We start from the raw sequence: 14,729 nt of genomic DNA, 5'->3' as shown, positions 1-14,729 counted from the left end.
TAAACGACGCATCGGCAGATGCCCATGTCCATCACGCCGCCCCGGAGGGTGTCTGCCTCATTGCCGGTGGTGGTGGGCACGGCCCCCGTGCACCTGGCCAAGGGCGGGGCAGGGCCGGTGAACAAGGTGACCATGGCCTATACCTACGCAGAGGCCGTGGAGCTGCTGGGCTATTCCGACGCCTGGGAGAAGTACACGCTTTGCGAGTTCATCTACTCCCACTTTGCGCTGTTCGCCCTGGCCCCCATTGTCTTCATCAACGTCTTTGACCCGGCGGTTCACAAGGCCGATGTGGCCGAAGGCGCGGCCACCTTTGCCGATGACGAGATCAAGCTGGACCACGGGGACCTCCTGGGGCCGGTGGTGGTGACCTCTTCGGACAAAGCCCTCACCACCTACGTGGAGAACACCGACTATGAGGTGGACCGGGTTGCCGGGACCATCAAGCGCATCCCTACCGGCTCAATCAAGGCAGGGGCCACCGTCAATCGAACCTACACCTATGCGGATCCGTCCAAGGTGACGGCGGCGGATATCGTGGGCGGGGTGGATTCTGAAACCGGGGCCCTCACCGGCCTGGAGCTGGTGAACGAGGTGTTCCCCAAGTATCGCCTGGTGCCCGGGCTCATCGTGGCCCCGGGCTGGTCTTCGGCCTCCACGGTGTCGGCGGTGATGACGGCCAAGGCCAAAACCATCAACGGGCTGTTCTCCTGCAAGGCGATTATCGATATCGATGACGCCACCGTGACCCGGTACAGCGACGCCCCGGAGTACAAGAACCAGAACAACCTCACCGACCCGGCCCAGGTGGTCTGCTGGCCCAGGGTGAAGCTGGGCACGAAGACCTTTCACATGTCCACCCAGCTTGCCGGGCTCATGGCCAAGGTGGACGCGGACAACGAGGACATCCCCTACGCCTCGCCTTCCAACCACAACTTTCAGATGGACGCCATGGTGGCTAACGGGGAAGAGGTGTGGCTTCAGCCGGAGCAGGCGAATTATTTGAACGGCAACGGCATCGTGACGGCCCTGAACTTCATCGGCGGGTGGAAGTGCTGGGGCAACCGGACGGCCTGCTACCCGGCCAATACCGACCCCAAAGATTCCTGGATCTCAGTGAGCCGGATGTTCACCTGGGTGGGCAACACCCTGATCCTGAGCCACTGGTCCAGGGTGGATGCCCCGGCAAAGCGGCGGCTCATCGAGACCATCCGGGATTCTGCCCAGATGTGGCTGGACGGCCTGGTGTCCCGGCAGTTTCTCCTGGGCGCGCGGGTGGAGTTCCAGGCCGATGAAAACGCGGTGACGGACATGATGGACGGGATCTCCCGGTTCCATGTCTACATGACGCCCCCGTCTCCTGCCCGGGAGATCGACTTCATCCAGGAGTACGACCCGGCCTACTTTTCAACCCTTTTCGCTTAATTTTCGCTTAACAGGTTTTTGGATGTCTACGCGTAGACATCCCTAAACCCACACAGGAGTGCGCGCATGAATACCCCTGAAGTATTGACCAACTTTCGCCTCTATTACGGCGGCGCCAAGGACATGATGGGCGTGGTGGACGTCACCGTGCCGGACATCGAGCCCCTGAACGCCTCCCTCAAAGGGGCCGGTATCCTGGGTGAGATCTCGGTTCCCATCCTCGGGCACATCGGGGCCATGGCTATGACCATCAACTTTCGGACCATCAGCCAGGACGTGAACCTCTTCAACATGCCCGTTCCCCACGTGGTGGATTTGCGCGGGGCCATGCAGGTCCAGGACACGGCAAGCGGTGTGCGGAAGGTGATGCCCGTGCGGATCTCCGGCCAGGGTTCCACCAAAAAGACCAGCTTCGGCAAGTTTGCCGTGGGGGAAGGCAACGACTCCAGCGTAGAGCTGGAACTCACCCGCTTTAACCTCATGATCGACGGGAAGGAAAACATCCTCATCGACAAGCTCAACAACCTTTACGTGGTAAACGGCGTGAACTGCCTGTCTGACGTGAACAAGGCCCTGGGGCTGTAACGATCAAACCGATGTCTACGCGTAGACATTCTTGAAAAAGGAAAAACCACGATGGAAATCAAACTGAAAAAAGCCATCACCTTTGAAGGCAAAGAGATCAAGACAATCAACCTGGACCTGGAGGGGCTCACGGGGGAGGACATGGCGCAGGCGGAGAGGGAGTACCTTGCCATGGGGGGCCAGATGACGAGCCTCACCCTGAGCCATGCCTACTGCCACTGCCTTGCGGCCCGTGCGGCGGATCTTTCCGTTGAGACCATCCGGTCCATGTCGGCCAGGGACAGCACGAATATTGCCATGGAGGTGCAGCTTTTTTTGCACGGTATGGAAGACCAAGTGCCCGGCAGATCCGCTTAGCGTGCCTGGACATGGGCAAGGCAACCCGGACGGGGGTGGCATTCTTTTACCAGATGCCCTTTCCCGAGCTTTTTGAATGGATCACGGATTTGAATGAGAAGGCGTAGGCGATGGGATCACGGGTATATGACATAGCGTTTAAGCTGAACGGTTCGGTGGCTCCAACGTTTAAGGGATCGATGCTCAGTGCGTCCCAGACGGTGGGCGCACTGGGGCAGAAGATCAGCCAGCTTGAAAAATCCAAGGCCAAGGTGGACCGGTTTGGATCGCTGAAAAAGGAGATCCAGGAGACGAGCGAGGCTTTGAGGCCCAGAACGAGAGCAAGGCCCTTGCCGCTCAGCTGGCCGCCACCGCAAAGCCCACCAAGAAGCTTCAGAGCCAGTTTGACGCGGCGAACCGTAAGGCTAAGAAACTGAAAACGTCACTGGGGGAGCAGAGGACCTCCCTTTCCGAGCTTCGGCGGGAGATGGCCTCTACCGGAATCAAGACGGGGCAGCTGGTGATGCACAACCAGAAGCTGGCCCAGTCCATCGACCTTGCCCGACGCAAGCAGGACAAGCTTCAGAAGCTCATGATGAAACAGAAGGCCGTGAAGGACAAACGCGCCAACATGCAGGGCCAGCTGTTTGACGCTGTGGCCCTGGGAGCAACGGTGGCGGCTCCTGTCATGATTGCGGCCAATTTTGAACAAAGCATGGCTAAGGTGAAATCCCTTACCGGAGCCACCGGCAAAGACTTCCAGGCCTTGACGGCAAAAGCGAGGGAACTTGGATCAACGACCTCCTTCTCAGCCAGTGAAGCAGCTCAGGGCATGTCATATCTGGGCATGGCTGGTTTTGATAGTCAGCAAATCATCTCTGCTATGCCGGGCGTGCTTAACATGGCCAAGGCCGGTGCCGTAGAGCTTGGCGTCGCATCAGATATTGCGTCAGATATCATGTCCGGTTTTGGCTTAGAGGCCTCTGAGATGGACCGTGTTTCAAACGTCCTCACCCGGACCTTCACCAGTTCCAACACCTCCCTGGAGATGCTGGGCGAGACTATGAAGTATGTAGCGCCTGTTGCGGCGAAAGCTGGAATGTCCCTTGAAGAGACCTCCGCCATGGCCGGGCTCCTTGCCAACGTTGGGATCAAAGGAAGCATGGGGGGCACTACCTTAAAAAGTATGGTTTTGGGGCTTTCCGCGCCGTCAACCGCAGCACTAAGTACACTCCGGGAGTTGGGTGTCCAGGCCACAAACATGGAAGGTAATCTTCGGAAGCCTGCACAAATTTTAGCAGATCTATCCGAATCACTAAACGGTATGGGTAATGCCGAGAAGTTGGATGTAATCAGTACCATATTTGGCAAGGAACCGGCGTCTGGTTTAACGGAACTGCTCTCTCAGGCAGGGAAAAAGGGCATCACCGAATACACAAAAAAAGTGAAAGACGGAGAAGTTACCGCCCAGTCCATTGCTAATATCATGGACAACACAACCGTCGGAGCCCTTAAAAATTTTGGTTCTGCATCAGAAAGCCTCGCCATAACTTTTGGAAACACCCTGACACCTGCCATCTCAGGTACGGCTCAATCCCTTGCCTTTATTGCACGCAAGCTTACTGCCGCATCAGAAAAGTACCCAACAGTCACGAAAGTAGCGGGGATGCTGACAGGCGGTACCATTGCCTTGACTGCTGCAACAGTTGCCGCAGGGTATGCCTGGACTTTTGTGTCTGGAGGTCTGTTAAGGGCAAAGACGGCCTATCAGCTCATCAACAAACATCTCACACTATCAAAAATGAAAACCATAGCCCTGGCCGGAGTTCAAAAGGCAGCGGCCATCGGCACCTATGCCATGACAGCAGCACAATGGGCCTTAAACGTGGCCCTGAATGCCAACCCCATCGGGTTGATTGTCGGCGGTGTGGCCGTTCTGGTGGGGCTTGGTGCTGTTCTTTACAAGAAGTTCGAACCCTTCCAGAAGCTGGTGGACTCCATATGGGGAAAGATCAAGAAATTCATGAAAATTGGAGGTCGCTTCTTTGGCTTCGGGAGTGACGAAGAGACTGAAACGTCAGAAAAGGCCGCCAAGGTGGGCAATGTCGCCGGGAACATTCCCACGCCCCCGGACAATGTGGTGCCTTTCCCTGAAAGACAGAGCCAGGGCGTGACGCCTGTGAAGTTTCCAGAGGTTTCCCCGGCGGCCATGAACAGTTCCAGCACGGCTATTGAGTACAAACCCCAAATTAATATCACGGCCACCGGCTCCAACGTTGCCGAATTCAAGGCGGCAGCGGATCAGAGCATGATGGAGAGCGAAGAGCGAGTCCGGAAGGTTATGACGGATATTCACCACGACGACAGGAGGCGCGCGTTTGGCTGAGTCATACACCACACGGCAGGGCGACATGTGGGACGCCATCGCCCTGTCCCGCATGGGAAACGAGATGCACATGGCCCGGCTGATTGCGGCCAACCCGGAGCATCGGAGTACGTGGTTTCAGCGCCGGATTGAGCTGATCGGACACGGGAAGAGAACCGAAACCGTTTTACCCCCCTGGAAATCATGATGAGAAAAGCACGACTGAACCTGAACTTTGAAGGCAAGGACATCTCTAAAGAGATCTCACCTTATTTAAAGAACATGACCTACACCGATTTTTCATCGGGCAAGGCCGATGATCTCCAGATCACCCTGGAGGACACCGGCGGGCTTTGGTCAGGAGACTGGTTTCCGGAGAAGGGTTCCCGGGTAAAGGCGGAGATTGAGTGCTCGGCATGGGGCGACCTGGGGGATCTTTCACTCTCCTGCGGATCCTTTCAGGTGGATGACATCACATCAAGCGGGCCTCCTGCCATCGTGACCATGAAAGCCATCAGCTCCATGACCTCCACTGCCATCAAGAACGAGTTGAAGGAACGGGTCTGGGAAGCCATCACCCTGGAGCAACTGGCCGGGGGCATCGCGGCAGAGCACGGGCTCTCCCTTTTTTTCAGCGCCGACCTGGACGCACCGTATGAGCGGGTGACCCAGAGCAAGGAGAGTGACCTTGCTCTTTTGTCAAGGCTCTGCAAGGCGCGGGGCCTCAACCTGAAGATGGCCGAAGAGAAGCTGGTTCTCTACCAGGGGAAAATCTTTGAAGCCAAGGCCCCGGTGTTCACCTTGAAAAAGGGGGCCTCCGAGATTCTGACCTGGTCGTTCAACACCAAGTCCCACAACATCTACCGGGCATGCACGGTGCAGTTTTTTGACCCGACAAAAAAGAGGTTGGTGGAGCACACCTTCACCCCGGAGAACAGCCCCAAAACCGGGCAGACCCTGGTGGTGAACAGCCGGGTGGAGTCCATCGCCGAAGCCCAGACCCAGGCCGTGGCCGAGCTCAGGAGCGCAAACAAGGAAGAGGTGAAGGCAAGCTTCTCCCTGGTGGGCAATCCCCGCGCCCTGGCCGGGCTCAATGTGAAGGTGGAGGGGTTCGGCATTTTTGACGGGATCTATTTTATCGACGAGGCCAAGCACTCCCTGGGCTCCGGTTACAAGACAAACGCAAGCCTGAGAAAGGTGCTGGGGTACTGATGATCGAGATCGAAAAGCGCATGAAGGCCCTGGAGGAGAAGGTGAACAGCATGGTCCAGGTGGGTACGGTGACCGAAGTGGTGGGCGGATCCGTGAAGGTGGAGATCCATGGCCATCCCACCCACAAGCTGCCGGTTCTCTTCCCTCGGACCCAGACGGACAAGTTCTTTGCCATGCCCGACGTGGGGGAAGAGGTCCGCTCGCAATTCCGCCCATTGGCCTGGAACAGGGCTTTGTCCTGGGGGCGATCTACTCCGACGTGGACGCGCCACCTGCAGACGGATCCCACCTGACCCATATCACCTTTGGGGATGGCTCCGTCATGGCTTACGACAGGAAGACGCACAGCCTGGGCATCACGGTGAAGGGCGGGGAGGTGACGGTAAAAGCGGAAAAAGTGACCCTGGATTGCGGAGGGGAGCGGCGGGGGTGATCACGGACAAGTCCATTTGTAAGTTCGACGGCAAACCCCATGTGGAACGACATCGAACAACAGTTATTGCGAGCAAATAATCATGGCAACAAGCGCAGCAGCCCTCGTGGCAGACATTATCAAGGAACTCAAAGTGGAAGGGTTCGCAACGGGGCAACGAGTTTGCCCAGACAGAAAAAATGGCAGCGGCCCTGGGCCGGGCCGTCTACAAACACATGACCCTTCTGGACGACACCTCCGGAAGCCCGGCATCCAAAGGACACAGATAAATGGACGTGGGGACTTTCGGAGAGATTGTTTTTGAAACCAGCCGCACGCGGATCCGCACCTTCGATGAGTTCAAGCGCTCATCCAAGGCGCGGTTTGCCGAGCATGCCGTCACAGGGAAAAAGCCTGTCCTGGAGTTTCTGGGGCCGGGCCTGGATGAGGTGTCGCTCCAAATGATGTTCGCCGAAAGCCTGGGCGTCTCGCCTTCAGGTGAGATCGATGCCGTGCGAAAGGTCCTGGCCTCCGGAGAGGCAAAGAACCTGGTTGTGGGCGAGATTTTCGGGATGGTTTGCCCTCCTTTCCATGGAAGAGGATTGGCAGAAGTTCGACGGCAAAGGGCGGCTCCTGGTTGCGGCGGTTTCCATCAAGTTAAAGGAGTTTGCGTAAATGGAATTGAATGTGACGGGCCAGTTGGACCGTGTGGTGATCGGAGCAACGGGCATCGATGCCATTGTACAGCAGGTGCAGATTGTATGCGCCACCCGGGTGGGGACCCTTCCCCTGGACAGGGCCTTCGGAGCCCGGGCGGATTATCTGGACACACCGCTTCCGGTGGCCAAGGCCAAAGCATCGGCAGCCGTGACCCAGGGGATTGAGACCTACGTTCCCGGGGTGGATGTTCTCTCCGTGTCCTGGGTGGCCGACACCGAAAAGGCCCGGTCCGGGACACTGATCCCCGTGGTGAGGATTAAAATCAATGAGCCTTAAGAATCTTCCGGACATCCAATTTGTGGAAGCCGATGCCGAGAAAACCATCAGCAATATTTTGACCGTGCACGAGGGCATCACGGGCAAATCCCTGGCCCCTGCGGATCCGGAGCGCCTCTTCCTCATGGGCCTGGCCTCCATCATTGTGCAGCAGCGCGAGCTGATCAACCACGCGGGGAAAATGAATCTCCTGGCTTATAGCGAAGGCGACCACCTGGATCACCTGGGGGCCTTTACGGAGACGGAGCGGCTGGACTCTTCTGCCGCCGGAACCCTGTGCCGGTTTTCCATTGCCGAGGCCCTGGGGTTTGTGGTGGCCATCAACAAAGGGACCCGCGTCTCTCCGGACGGTACACTCTTTTTCAAGACGGAAAACTATGCCGAGGTGGCCATGGGAGACTCCTTTGTTGACGTGCCCGTGACCTGTATGGCCACGGGCACCGAGGGCAACGGTTACGTGCCGGGGCAGATCAACCAGATGGTGGATCCCGTCCCCTATGTGGTGAGCGTTTCCAACACCATCACATCCACGGGCGGAGCCGACAAAGAAGGCAACGATCCTTACAGGGAGCGGATCCACAACGCCCCGGACAAATACTCGGTTGCCGGTCCGGAAGGGGCCTACATCTACTGGGCCAAGTCGGCCCACCAGGAGATCGCCGACGTGGCCGTGGTCTCTCCTGCAGACGCCACCGTCCAGGTGGTAGTGCTCCTCTCCGGAGGCAGGCTTCCGGATGAAACCATTTTGCAAACCGTGGCCGATGCCGTGACGCCGAAGAACCGAAGGCCCTTGACGGATAGAGTCTCCGTCATTGCCCCGGTGCCGGTGGGCTTCGACATCGATGCCGACTATTTTATTTCCGGAGAGAACCAGGAGGCCATCTCTGAAATTCAAAGCCGGGTGAGCAAGGCCATTGCCGACTATACAGCCTGGCAATGCGAAAAGCTGGGCCGTGACATCAACCCCGATGAACTGGTTTTCCGCTTAAAGAGTGCCGGCGCAAAACGCGTGGTGCTGCGGTCCCCCTCATTTCAAAAGCTGGCCACCACCCAGGTGGCCCAGGCAGACACCCAAACCTTGAATTACGCGGGGGTGGAAGATGAAGAAAGCCTTGCCCGACATCTCCTTTGCACATCCTCCCCGCGTCTATCTCCGGAGACGAAAGCATCCGGGCAGCTGCCAGCGCCATCGATGACGACCTGAAGCAGATCAACCGGGCCATCGACACCTTATATATATACAGCCGGTGGGACGAGCTGGAGGAGCCCCTCCTCACCCACCTGGCCTGGCAGTTCAAGGTGGACTTCTGGGACGACAGCCTGACCCTTGAAAAGAAGAGGGCCCTTGTCAGGAACTCCGTGGCCCGTCATCGACAAAAAGGAACCCCGTCCGCCATCGAGGGCGCCATCGCCGACGTGCTCGGCGGCGGAACCGTGGAAGAGTGGTGGACCTACGACGGCCAGCCCTACCACTTCCGGGTACGCGTGGAAGTCACCGACCAGGGCGTCACCGATCAGGCCTACGCCTGGGCCGACCAGCTCATCGAAGCCTACAAGAACGTCCGTTCCAAGCTTGATGCCGTGATTACATACCTGAGAGGGCAGGGCACAATCCACATGGCCATGGCCGGACAATACGCCGAAACCGTCTCCGTCTTCCCCTGGCAACCCGAAAACCTGGAAGAGTCCGGGCCCGTCTACTTTGGCCTGGGAACTCAGATGATCGAAACCACCTGCATCTATCCCTAAAAAAGGAAACACCAATGGCAGAATCTTATTTCACAACCTTAACCAACACCGGCAAAGCGATGTTCGCCAACTCGCCGGTCTTAGGTAAATCGGTCTCGTTTTCAACCCTGGCCGTGGGCGACGGCAACGGATCCTACTCGGGCCTGGAGCTGGCGGCCATGCTTCAGCAGACATCTCTGATTCATGAGGTGTGGCGAGGCAGTATTAACCACATTTCCATCCATGAAGCCAACAGCAACTGGCTGGTGGTGGAGGCCTTTATCCCATCGGACGTGGGGGACTTCGACATCCGGGAGGTGGGTATCTTCGACCCGGACGGCAACCTGATTGCCATCGGCAAGTATCCCCACACCTACAAACCCAAGATTACCCAGGGGGCATCCAAGGATCTTTACGTGAAGATGATCCTGGAGGTAGCGGATACGGCTGCTGTGGAGCTGAAGGTGGATCCGGCGGTGGTACTGGCGACGAGGGAGCATGTTGCGGATGAGTTGAAGGCGTATCCGGATATGGTGAGGAAGGATGGGCAGGGTAATGTGTCGATTTCGGGAGACTTGAGTGTCAAAGGAAAGAGAGTCTCGTTTTACGAGCCGGGAGATGACATTAACCTGTCATATATGCCTTCAGATGAAGAGATGAGAAGGCGTCGTATGCTTGAACGGGACGGATCGAGTCTCTTACGTCTTGATTATCCGAACCTCTTTGCGAAAATTGGAACCGATGTATGGAGCCCTCGACGAAATGCATTTTAGCCTGCCTGATGACCGAGGCCTTTTTCCCAGATATTGGGACCATGGGGCGGGGATTGATCCTGATGCCTCATCTCGTTCAGATAGAGGCGATGGAACAACGGGTGACCAGGTTGGTACGGTAAGCGTCGAAAAACAAGGAGCAGACACCGTGGACTAATAAACGTTGAGAAACTGACCTGGATCAGGCGCAGCGTATGGATCAACAACAAATAGCTCAAGTATTAGTACGTTATCATCTGGTGGGGCTGAGGCCAGGCCGAAAAACGTAACTAAATGGGGGGGGATATTTTACTAATGACAACATTGTATAATGCACACCCCGAAACGGGTGAATACTTGAAGGGACGAGACTCCAAGCCACGGCAAAATCCAATGTGGGACGAAGAAACTGGTAGCCCAAGTGATCGCTGGCTATACAACCCCAAATCCTCATCCCTGCAGCCACCTCCTGAAACAAACGAATATGAGGTCGCGGTTTTGGAGCAAGGTGTGTGGATCGTAAAACCTGATTACCGGGGAAAGGTTTATTTTGATACCATTTCACAGAAACGACATGAAATATCAGAAATTAGAGTTGAGCCGTATTCAAGCTGGACTGAGAAGGAGCCAATTCCCAACAGCAAGTGGGATGGCAACGATTGGAAAGTAGAATTTCGCCTATGGTTGAATAATGTGGTTCGCCCAAAACGAATCGGCGGTTGGCCAATTGTGATTATATCATGATGCCGGATTATCCGTTGGAACCCTTTATACGAATCGAATGGGAAAACTACAGGAGCCAGCTGAGAGATTTGCCGCAATCATTGATAGCGGTTACCGATACAGTACAGTGGCCCTTCATGCCTAATCAAAAAAAACGATAATAACAAAAGGTCGGATATGGCTGCCCAAAGCAATGAATTACCTACTCATAGTTAATGTATTGATAAAATATACAGATAAAGGTACCATTGTCATATTATGTTTGCTGTACATTTGAGTTGCTATTACCGGCCTTCTAAAGAATGTGCATGCCAGATTAACTAAATGCACTATAGATATTATTAATAAGGTGCTTGGGTCATATTAACATAGCATTAGATGCACGCGCCCCCATAATTTTAAAAAGATAGAAGTCTACAAGAAGCCACTCTGGATTTATAGCGTATTTATCGTTCATACTTACATGTCTTGTTGACAGATTTGAGAACAAAGTTATATGTTCATTTCGTTTGGTTAATCGATGGGCGAAGTATAACCTATTGTTACTAAACAATTTACTTGTAGATTTGTGCTGAGGCTCTATATCTTTCATTTCAAGAAAGAAGGAACCATTCAGTACGTAGCAATTCAATTAATACACATCAAATTGCAATTTATACTTACAAATATGCATGAATTTTACATGTATTAGCACTTGACTCTGAATTTAGGTAAATATCGATGGCAAAAAGAAGGTCTCATTCCATATACCGATGGCCAGTCAACATGGTTCAAAAGTATATCAGATGTACATATCAGAAAGCGAACGCTTATACCTCAATTTTTTCTATCAATTTTATTTCCGATTTTGCTACTAACGAACAAGCCAATTGCAATAGATTACCTTAGCCACTTTCAAGGTACATCCATCCAGGTCAAACAATAATTACCACATTATTTTGCCTCGCACTCGTATCTCTCCCGTTTATCTCGCATATTATCGTAAGCGCATAATCCATTCATTGAATATAAAATATAAACTTCATAACTTCGCCCACGATATTCGTGACTCTCACTCATCTATATTTAGAAGGCTGGCAGAGAAAAATTCAAACCAAGTTAGTTCTGAGTATATGAATCACTTAGTTGTAGTGATTAATCATGTTCGCACCTACTTTAGAGAGGTCACTGGCGATTCAAAAATTGAAGTTGCTTTACGATTAGCAAAACCACACCCAACAGAAATGGGAAATATTATCTACGAGACGGTTGCACGGACAAACGGCTCGAGCGGAACAGAACTAACACAACCGAACCAATTGCGGCAAACGAAGGTCTACCACACTACTTGATCAATAATCATGATAAACGAAAAATTCTTATTTATAACGATATAGGAAAAGCTATTAAAGAACAGCTTTTGGAGAAACCAAAAGGATATTCCAATGAAGTCCAGACAATGATGGTTGCCCCATTAAATGCTTGGGATGGAGAAAAGGTTAGCATGATTGGGATATTGTATGTAACCTCGCGCAGCAAATACACTTTTACAGCAAAGTATGTTGATGCAATGCGTTTTATGGCCGACACTATCAGTGACACAATATCTATACATACACAACTTGTAGACACAATACTAAAAATTGGAAAATAAAAATGTTCAAAGCGAAGTCCGATGAAGATTTGACAAATTTACGTGAGTTAATGCTAACAAAAGAAGACTATTGTTCTATGAACTTACCCACGAGTTTTGCCCGATCTGTAGCGCATATCTTAGATGGTTGTTCAGCAAATAGTGCTATAGAATGTATTTATCCTGACAATCCGCAAAAAAAGCACAAACCCACCTTTTTCAAATATTCACTCGATAATTTTACAGATTGCTAAAAGTAACTTCATGCAACAGACCAATGGAATTTAAAAACTATTGTAACTCAGGACCTATAAACCATAGAGTTTCTGTGGGGCTGGTGATAACCAGTTATTAATATGGTGTATGAGGTAGTATTTAAAACCTTTCGGTCCTAAGACAGTACGAGTTCGATTTTTAATCCATGTGCGTGATCCGCATGTTAAACGCATTCAAAATTGTGGAAGTTTTTGTGGAAGTCTCGCAAAATGGGGCACGTATTTTTAGTGTATTATAGGGCTTCAAGGTGATACAGATGAAAGGCGATGTCTTAAGTATATAGTTGATATTATGCGTGGATTACGTATAAATAGGACCTGGGTTCGAATCCAACACGCCTCTCCAGATTATCTGCCGAACAATGCACTAAAGTGGGACCGGCTACTGCAGCCGGTTTTACTAAACTATTCAATAATTCAAACTTTTTGGGGTAACGACCTGTGTCGTTAAACGCCGCCGGCCCCTTAGCACTACGTTGAGCCTGTACGTAAGTAAAATTTTAAGATATCAAGCTATATTTACAGCTTAATATTCACTATGCTCTCTTCAAATAAATCAGCGAGGTGAGTATGGCTCGATACAAAAGTTATTCTTAAGCCCAGTCGATGTTTATTCCAGTCCGGTTCGACGAGCAAATCATTCCCGGCACGTTCGTTCATGCCATTGACCATTTGGTGGATAACGAACTTGACCTTTCGATCTTTGACAAGCATCACAGCAACGACAAAACGGGAGCTCCTGCCTATAACCCTGCCGTCCTTTTAAAAGTCATTTTGTATGCTTATTCCCTGGGCATTATCTCCAGCCGCAAGATTGCATCTTGTTGTGAGTGTCATGTGACTTTTATCGCCCTGGCCGGTGATACCCGGCCCCATTTCACAACCATTGCAAAATTCATTTCTTCATATGGGCAAGAGATTTCGGTTCTTTTGACCCGAGTGATTGCCATCTGTTCCATGGAAGGGCTAATCGGGAAAAAGATGTTTGCCATTGACGGCTGTAAGCTCAGCTCGAATGCTTCAAAAGAGTGGAGCGGAACCCGTGAGGATTTCGACCGCAAAAAGGCAAAGATCGAAAAATCTATTCAGTTGATTCTCAAAAAGCACCAGGCGCAGGATAAAGGTGGTGACGAAGGGTCTGATATGACTGCAAAAGAGAAAAAAGCTGTCAAAAGCCTTAAAAAGAAAGCGGACAAGATTCAGGCTTGGTTGGACGAGGGAAAGGAAAAAATCGGAGTCCAAGGCAAGCCCATTCAAAGCAACCTGACTGATAACGAAAGCGCAAAGATGTCCACGTCGCATGGTGTGATTCAGGGCTATACTGGCATTGCTGTTACGGATGACCTACATCAGGTTATTACCCATGCCGAAGCCCATGGTTCATCAACTGAGCATCTTTATTTAAAGGATATGATTGACGGTGCGCGTAAGACGATGAACCAGGCTGAAGGGGATAACGATTCTCTCAAGGATACCATTGTAACGGCGGATACCGGTTTTCATTCATCCGATGGGCTCAAGTGGATCGAAGATGAAAAAACCGAAGCGTATATCCCGGACAACCAGTTTCGAAAGCGAGATCCCAATTTTACCACAGCAGACAGGCACAAAAGGCCCACGGACAAACGGAAAACCGTCAAAAAAGCCAAATATTTTAAGGCCAGTGAGTTTGAGTACGACCCTGAAAAGAATAAGCTCATCTGCCCGGCCGGAAATGAACTCTATGTTGAAAACAGCAACTTTAAAGACCAGAAAGGTCTTAAAGGAATCACATACGCGGCAAAGAAAATGGATTGCAGGGCCTGTGAGCTTCGAGCCAAATGCATTCGCGGAAAAAAAGTCGAACACAGGCATGTAACCGTCTTCACCAACACCATGCGTCAGACGGATACGCCTGTCAGTCGCATGATTAAACACTTTGATACACCAAAGGGAAGGTTCTGGTACAGCAGGCGTATGGGCGCCATTCAAGAACCGGTCTTCGCCAACATTAGGAGTACCCTCGGGTTGAATCGGTTTACCCTGAGAGGACGGGGCAAGGTCGATACGCAATGGAAACTCTTTGCCATGGTTCACAACATAGGGAAGCTGGCTCGATATGCCTGGTGCTGAGCAAGAGCCGGGCGGCCGAGAAGCTCGCGGCGGTCCCATTAATGGCAGCAAAGAATGGTATTTTCCTGTCCTGCAGCGGTTACATAAAGTTCAGATATGGCATGAGTATTTTCGTTGACTGAATTGTGGTAGAAACTGAAAAGTTCACTTTAAAATCAGCCTGGAGAGGCATTCCTGAAAATGGGGTTATTCTACA

General features: G+C 52.3%; 15 protein-coding genes and 1 pseudogene. All 16 read left to right on the top strand.

Annotation, left to right across the window (positions count from 1 at the left end):
* The first annotated feature begins 24 nt into the window (after positions 1 to 24).
* Complete coding sequence (locus tag ACOYW1_RS17000; RefSeq protein ID WP_482418970.1) at positions 25 to 1,425, top strand: phage tail sheath family protein; 1,401 nt, start codon at positions 25 to 27, stop codon at positions 1,423 to 1,425.
* Between the two features lie 66 nt (positions 1,426 to 1,491).
* Entirely contained in the window at positions 1,492 to 2,010 is a 519-nt protein-coding gene (locus ACOYW1_RS16995; RefSeq protein WP_482418969.1) for a phage major tail tube protein, read from the top strand.
* Positions 2,011 to 2,061: 51 nt separating this feature from the next.
* Positions 2,062 to 2,367 (top strand): phage tail assembly protein, encoded by a 306-nt coding sequence (locus ACOYW1_RS16990; protein WP_482418968.1) that lies wholly within the window; start codon positions 2,062 to 2,064, stop codon positions 2,365 to 2,367.
* 466 nt (positions 2,368 to 2,833) lie between these two features.
* Complete coding sequence (locus tag ACOYW1_RS16985) at positions 2,834 to 4,732, top strand: phage tail tape measure protein (protein ID WP_482418967.1); 1,899 nt, start codon at positions 2,834 to 2,836, stop codon at positions 4,730 to 4,732.
* On the top strand, positions 4,725 to 4,919 hold the full coding sequence (locus ACOYW1_RS16980) for a tail protein X (protein ID WP_482418966.1): 195 nt from the start codon (positions 4,725 to 4,727) through the stop codon (positions 4,917 to 4,919). The genes ACOYW1_RS16985 and ACOYW1_RS16980 overlap by 8 nt, the downstream gene beginning before the upstream one ends.
* A complete protein-coding gene (locus tag ACOYW1_RS16975; RefSeq protein WP_482418965.1) occupies positions 4,916 to 5,923 on the top strand; it encodes a phage late control D family protein in 1,008 nt (335 codons plus the stop codon). Before ACOYW1_RS16980 ends, ACOYW1_RS16975 begins: the two co-directional genes overlap by 4 nt.
* Positions 5,923 to 6,216 (top strand): hypothetical protein, encoded by a 294-nt coding sequence (locus tag ACOYW1_RS16970; protein ID WP_482418964.1) that lies wholly within the window; start codon positions 5,923 to 5,925, stop codon positions 6,214 to 6,216. The genes ACOYW1_RS16975 and ACOYW1_RS16970 overlap by 1 nt, the downstream gene beginning before the upstream one ends.
* 409 nt (positions 6,217 to 6,625) lie before the next feature.
* Positions 6,626 to 6,901, top strand: a pseudogene (locus tag ACOYW1_RS16965) (phage tail protein); the annotation flags it as partial.
* Positions 6,902 to 7,010: 109 nt separating this feature from the next.
* Positions 7,011 to 7,331: a hypothetical protein gene (locus ACOYW1_RS16960; protein WP_482423878.1), complete on the top strand. Its 321-nt coding sequence runs from the start codon at positions 7,011 to 7,013 to the stop codon at positions 7,329 to 7,331.
* Positions 7,321 to 8,535 carry a baseplate assembly protein gene (locus ACOYW1_RS16955; RefSeq protein ID WP_482418963.1) on the top strand — a complete coding sequence of 405 codons (1,215 nt, stop codon included), beginning with the start codon at positions 7,321 to 7,323 and terminating at the stop codon, positions 8,533 to 8,535. The genes ACOYW1_RS16960 and ACOYW1_RS16955 overlap by 11 nt, the downstream gene beginning before the upstream one ends.
* A complete protein-coding gene (locus ACOYW1_RS16950; protein ID WP_482418962.1) occupies positions 8,460 to 9,080 on the top strand; it encodes a phage tail protein I in 621 nt (206 codons plus the stop codon). The genes ACOYW1_RS16955 and ACOYW1_RS16950 overlap by 76 nt, the downstream gene beginning before the upstream one ends.
* A 14-nt stretch (positions 9,081 to 9,094) precedes the next feature.
* The gene (locus tag ACOYW1_RS16945) at positions 9,095 to 9,832 is read left to right on the top strand and encodes a phage tail protein (RefSeq protein WP_482418961.1); all 738 of its coding nucleotides are present in this window, start codon (positions 9,095 to 9,097) and stop codon (positions 9,830 to 9,832) included.
* A gap of 294 nt (positions 9,833 to 10,126) precedes the next feature.
* Positions 10,127 to 10,555, top strand: a complete 429-nt coding sequence (locus tag ACOYW1_RS16940) for a hypothetical protein (RefSeq protein ID WP_482418960.1) — start codon at positions 10,127 to 10,129, stop codon at positions 10,553 to 10,555.
* Complete coding sequence (locus ACOYW1_RS16935; RefSeq protein WP_482418959.1) at positions 10,552 to 10,695, top strand: phage tail assembly chaperone; 144 nt, start codon at positions 10,552 to 10,554, stop codon at positions 10,693 to 10,695. The genes ACOYW1_RS16940 and ACOYW1_RS16935 overlap by 4 nt, the downstream gene beginning before the upstream one ends.
* A gap of 1,166 nt (positions 10,696 to 11,861) precedes the next feature.
* The gene (locus ACOYW1_RS16930) at positions 11,862 to 12,167 is read left to right on the top strand and encodes a hypothetical protein (protein WP_482418958.1); all 306 of its coding nucleotides are present in this window, start codon (positions 11,862 to 11,864) and stop codon (positions 12,165 to 12,167) included.
* An 860-nt stretch (positions 12,168 to 13,027) separates the two neighbouring features.
* A complete protein-coding gene (locus ACOYW1_RS16925; protein ID WP_482418957.1) occupies positions 13,028 to 14,533 on the top strand; it encodes an IS1182 family transposase in 1,506 nt (501 codons plus the stop codon).
* The last annotated feature ends 196 nt before the right edge of the window (positions 14,534 to 14,729 follow it).

Source organism: Desulfoluna sp. CYM3A (assembly GCF_056829965.1).
The sequence above is the reverse complement of the archived record's forward strand: the minus strand, read 5'-3'. Positions and strand labels throughout refer to the sequence as shown.

Coding starts and splice junctions, on each gene's coding strand:
- ACOYW1_RS16945 (WP_482418961.1), top strand. CDS start 9,095: ATGGCAGAATCTTATTTCACAACCTTAACCAACACCGGCAAAGCGATG.
- ACOYW1_RS16935 (WP_482418959.1), top strand. CDS start 10,552: ATGATGCCGGATTATCCGTTGGAACCCTTTATACGAATCGAATGGGAA.
- ACOYW1_RS16940 (WP_482418960.1), top strand. CDS start 10,127: ATGACAACATTGTATAATGCACACCCCGAAACGGGTGAATACTTGAAG.
- ACOYW1_RS16925 (WP_482418957.1), top strand. CDS start 13,028: ATGTTTATTCCAGTCCGGTTCGACGAGCAAATCATTCCCGGCACGTTC.
- ACOYW1_RS16955 (WP_482418963.1), top strand. CDS start 7,321: ATGAGCCTTAAGAATCTTCCGGACATCCAATTTGTGGAAGCCGATGCC.
- ACOYW1_RS17000 (WP_482418970.1), top strand. CDS start 25: ATGTCCATCACGCCGCCCCGGAGGGTGTCTGCCTCATTGCCGGTGGTG.
- ACOYW1_RS16970 (WP_482418964.1), top strand. CDS start 5,923: ATGATCGAGATCGAAAAGCGCATGAAGGCCCTGGAGGAGAAGGTGAAC.
- ACOYW1_RS16985 (WP_482418967.1), top strand. CDS start 2,834: ATGGCCTCTACCGGAATCAAGACGGGGCAGCTGGTGATGCACAACCAG.
- ACOYW1_RS16975 (WP_482418965.1), top strand. CDS start 4,916: ATGATGAGAAAAGCACGACTGAACCTGAACTTTGAAGGCAAGGACATC.
- ACOYW1_RS16960 (WP_482423878.1), top strand. CDS start 7,011: ATGGAATTGAATGTGACGGGCCAGTTGGACCGTGTGGTGATCGGAGCA.
- ACOYW1_RS16990 (WP_482418968.1), top strand. CDS start 2,062: ATGGAAATCAAACTGAAAAAAGCCATCACCTTTGAAGGCAAAGAGATC.
- ACOYW1_RS16995 (WP_482418969.1), top strand. CDS start 1,492: ATGAATACCCCTGAAGTATTGACCAACTTTCGCCTCTATTACGGCGGC.